Genomic DNA, 4,075 nt, shown 5'->3' with positions numbered 1-4,075 from the left:
AGTGTTTCGGCGGCTATAGCGGAGGGGAAACGCCCGGCTCCATTCCGAACCCGGAAGCTAAGCCCTCCAGCGCCGATGGTACTGCACTCGTGAGGGTGTGGGAGAGTAGGACACCGCCGAACTATATTTGAACAACCGTAAGCCCTCGGGAGGGTGATCGCCACACGAATATCGTGGCATCATCAACCCGGGGGCTTACGTCGTTCGGCCATGCGTGTACGGTCGCGAAGACCGAGGCCGTCGGCCGCGGCGCCCGTAGCGGGCGCCGCGCAGAGAAAGAGGAACAGAGAAGTGGCTACCGGTAGGTCAGACGAGGGACGTACCCCCCGCAGTGAGGGCGACGATTCCGCGCGCCGGCGGGCAGGCTTCCGTAGCCCGGGCGATCGCGGCGCGTCGCGGAGCGCCGAGGGCGGCCGGGCGGGAGCTGCTGGTCGGGGCGGCTCGGACCACCGTGGGTCGAGTTCTGGAGAGCGCCGGTTCGGCGGCGACAGCCGTGGCCGCAGGTCGGATGACGACCGCGGTGGTCGTCCCGGCGGATCCGGATATCGCGGCGGACACTCGTCCGGGCGCGCCGGCGGCGGTCGGCCCGAGCGCTCCGGTGATTCCGCCGCCAACGGTGGCGGTAATCGTAGTGCCGGCGGCTCCTGGCAGCGGGACGACCGCGCCGCCGGCGGGCATCGCGGTGGCGGCTGGAGCAGCGATGGCCGCAGTGATTCGAGGGACAGCCGATTCGGCTCATCCCGCGGACCTCGGCCTGATTCCGCCCGCGGGCCCCGGCCCGACGGCTCGCGGGGCGACGGCCGCAGCGGGGGCGACGACAGGCCGCGCCGGGAGGGACGCAGCTGGAGCGACGCTCGTCCCACGCGGGACCAGCGGCCGTCGGGCGACCGTACCGGCGGTGGCTACCGCGGCGGTGGCGACCAGCGCACCGGTGGCTACCGCGGCGACGACAGTCGTCGTGACGGCGACCGGCGGACCGGGACGGACCGGCCCCGGTCCGAGGGACGCAGCTGGAACGATCGGCAGGACAGCCGGGGTCCGCGCCGTGACGGCGCCGCCGGCGGACGGGGCCAGGACGGCCGGGGGTACGGAGGCAAGGCCGATGCCGGGCGGCGGCCTGACGATCGCGGCGAGCGTCGGGGTGGCGACCGGCCGGACCGCAACTCGGGATGGCAGCGATCGGGTGACGGGAACCGCGGGGGCGGTGCCCGGTCGGGTGGACCGCGGGGCCCACGGCGGGACGGCGGCGGTACTCGCCCAGGCGGTCCGCAGGATCGGCCGCGCACCCGGCGGGACGAGCCGTCGATCCCTGCGGACGTCGACCCGAAGGAACTCGACCCGGCCATTCGGCGTGACCTGTTGAGCCTCGACAAGGCGAATGCCGACATCGTGGCAGCCCACCTGGTCCTCGCAGGCCGAATGCTCGACGAGGAGCCCGAGCGGGCGCTCGCACACGCCCGCGCGGCTCGGGAACGTGCGGGCCGCATCGCTGCGGTGCGCGAGGCGTGTGGCATCGCCGCCTACACCAACGGCGAGTGGTCCGAGGCGGTGAGCGAGCTGCGGGCGGCCAAGCGGATGGGCGGGGCCCTCGAGCTGCTGCCGATGCTCGCCGACTGCGAGCGTGGGCTCGGGCGCCCGGAGAAGGCGATCGAGATCGCCCGGGGCGATGAGGCCCAGGCGCTGAGCGGCGACGACCGCACCGAGCTGCGGCTCGTGGAGGCCGGGGCGCGGATGGATCTCGGCGAATTCGACAAGGCGATCGTGACGCTCCAGGCCGAGAACCTGGACCCGAAGCGGCGTGGTCTGTACGCGGCACGGCTGTTCTACGTGTACGCCGAGGCGCTGCTGGCCGCCGGCCGACGGGACGACGCACGCACGTGGTTCCTGAACGCCGCCGCGGCGGACGAGGACGGCGACATCGACGCGGAGGTGCGCGTCGCCGAACTCGGCGATGACGAGACCGGCGATGACTCGGCGGGCGCGGAGATCGGCGCTGACGAGACCGGCGCTGACGAGACTGTTACTGATAGCGACCACACCGACCAGCGAGCCGAGCTGGAGCAGCCCGAGCCTGAGCAGGCACCGGCGGAGCCCGAGGCCGAGCAGGCACCGGACGCGCCGGCAGCGGGTTCGGGCGACGCGCGGTGACCGCGGTCGTCGACGCCTACGATGCGCTGCTGGTCGACCTGGACGGCACGGTCTACGCCGGTGCGCAGGCGATCCCGGGCGCGCGGGAGGCATTGGACGGCCTTGGCGTGTGGTACGTCACGAACAACGCCAGTAGGGGGCCGGACACCGTCGCCGCCCAACTGCGCGATCTGGGCTTCGACGCCACCGACGATTCGGTGGTCACCAGTGCCCAGGCCGGGGCACGGCTCCTGGCCACGCTGGTCCCACCCGGATCGCGGGTGCTCGTCGTGGGTGCGGCCGCGCTGCGCGACGAGTGCGCTGCACGCGGCCTGGTCCCCGTCGACTCCTTCGACGATGCCCCGGCGGGCGTGATCCAGGGCCACAACCCGCACACCGGGTGGGCGCAACTGTCCGAGGCGGTGCTGGCCATCCGCGCCGGAGCCGTCTGGGTGGCATGCAACGTCGACGCCACGTTGCCGTCCGAGCGGGGCCTGGTCGCCGGCAACGGGGCGATGGTCGCGGCGGTGGAGCGTGCGACCGACCTCACCCCCGAGGTAGCGGGCAAGCCGGGCGCGCCCCTGCTGCGCGACGCCGCCGAGCGGGCGGGATCGATCCGGCCGCTCGTCGTCGGCGACCGGCTGGACACCGACATCGAGGGCGGCCACACCGTCGGCGCCGACAGTTTCATGGTGCTCACCGGAGTGAACACCGTCGACGACGTGCTCGCCGCGCCCGACCGACGGCAGCCCACCTTCATCGCGGAGACGCTCGCAGGCCTGCGCCGCCCGGCTCACGCGGTCCGGCCCGGCCCGCGCACCGGCTGGACGGCCACCGTCGACGGCGACGTACTGCATCTCGACGGCGCTCCCGGGGCGGACCCCGCCGATGCGCTCTACGCAGCGATCGCCGCAGCGCGGGAGGTCCCCGAGGCGGATCGGGCGCGGCTGACGCTGGCCGACGGCGCGCCCGCGCCGTGGCGTACCGGTGTCCGATAGCCTGGGAACCGATGAACGCACCCCTGCCCGGGCAACATCTGCCCAGTCGCGCGCCTCTGCCGGCCGTCGATGTGGACCCTGCGCAGATCCGCGCTGCGGTGGAGGACCTCCTGCATGGCGTTGACGAGATCCAGGCGCGGGGCGCGGACACCGGGCCCGGCGCCGATGACGGTGCAGCGAACGGCACCGGTGCTCTCGCCGCGCTCGGCCGGCAGTCCGCTCTGCTCGAGCAGGCGCACCGGGTGCTGGTCGACGCGCTCGACCGAGTCGACAGGGCCTGACGTGGCACGGAGAGTTCGGCTCGATGCCGAGCTGGTCCGGCGCGGCATGGCCCGGTCCCGCGAGCAGGCACGTGAGCTGATCGAGGCGGGGCGCGTCACCGTCGACAAGCAGCCCGCGCGCAAGGCTGCCAACCAGGTCGATCCGGCCGTCCCGATCCGGGTCGCCGAGGTCGCGGGCGAGGTGGAATGGGCCTCGCGCGGGGCGCACAAGCTGCTCGGCGCGCTCGCCGCGTTCCCGCAGGTGTCGGTCGCCGGCCGACGGTGCCTCGACGCCGGCGCATCCACGGGTGGCTTCACCGACGTCCTGCTGCATCGTGGCGCCGCGCATGTCGAGGCCGTCGACGTGGGTTACGGCGAGATGGTGTGGCGCCTGCGCAACGACGACCGTGTCACGGTCCGCGACCGTACCAACGTGCGCACCCTCACCGCGGAGGCACTCGGCGGACCGGTCGAGCTGGTGGTCGCCGACCTGTCGTTCATCTCGCTGACCCTGGTGCTGCCCGCGCTCGCGGCCTGCTCGGGCCCGGGCGCCGACCTGCTCCCGATGGTCAAGCCGCAGTTCGAGGTCGGGAAGGGCAACGTCGGACCGGGGGGCGTGGTCCGGGACCCGGCCCTGCGCGCCGGCGCGGTGACGACGGCGGCGCGGGCCGCAGCCGCCGTCGGGCTCAG

4 protein-coding genes and 1 rRNA gene are annotated in these 4,075 nt (G+C 74.0%); all 5 read left to right on the top strand.

The window, feature by feature from the left end; all coding sequences use genetic code 11:
- The first annotated feature begins 5 nt into the window (after window positions 1-5).
- Window positions 6-122 (top strand): 5S ribosomal RNA (gene rrf, locus ABD908_RS26690).
- Window positions 123-1,359: 1,237 nt separating this feature from the next.
- The gene (locus ABD908_RS26685; RefSeq protein WP_385920536.1) at window positions 1,360-2,148 is read left to right on the top strand and encodes a tetratricopeptide repeat protein; all 789 of its coding nucleotides are present in this window, start codon (window positions 1,360-1,362) and stop codon (window positions 2,146-2,148) included.
- Window positions 2,145-3,125, top strand: a complete 981-nt coding sequence (locus tag ABD908_RS26680) for an HAD-IIA family hydrolase (protein ID WP_345001831.1) — start codon at window positions 2,145-2,147, stop codon at window positions 3,123-3,125. The genes ABD908_RS26685 and ABD908_RS26680 overlap by 4 nt, the downstream gene beginning before the upstream one ends.
- An 11-nt stretch (window positions 3,126-3,136) precedes the next feature.
- Window positions 3,137-3,406, top strand: a complete 270-nt coding sequence (locus ABD908_RS26675) for a hypothetical protein (RefSeq protein ID WP_345001829.1) — start codon at window positions 3,137-3,139, stop codon at window positions 3,404-3,406.
- A gap of 1 nt (window position 3,407) precedes the next feature.
- The coding region (locus ABD908_RS26670; RefSeq protein ID WP_345001827.1) for a TlyA family RNA methyltransferase at window positions 3,408-4,075 on the top strand (668 nt) is incomplete at its 3' end.

It is taken from the genome of Tsukamurella soli, assembly GCF_039541155.1.
GTDB lineage: Bacteria > Actinomycetota > Actinomycetes > Mycobacteriales > Mycobacteriaceae > Tsukamurella > Tsukamurella soli.
The sequence above is the reverse complement of the archived record's forward strand: the minus strand, read 5'-3'. Positions and strand labels throughout refer to the sequence as shown.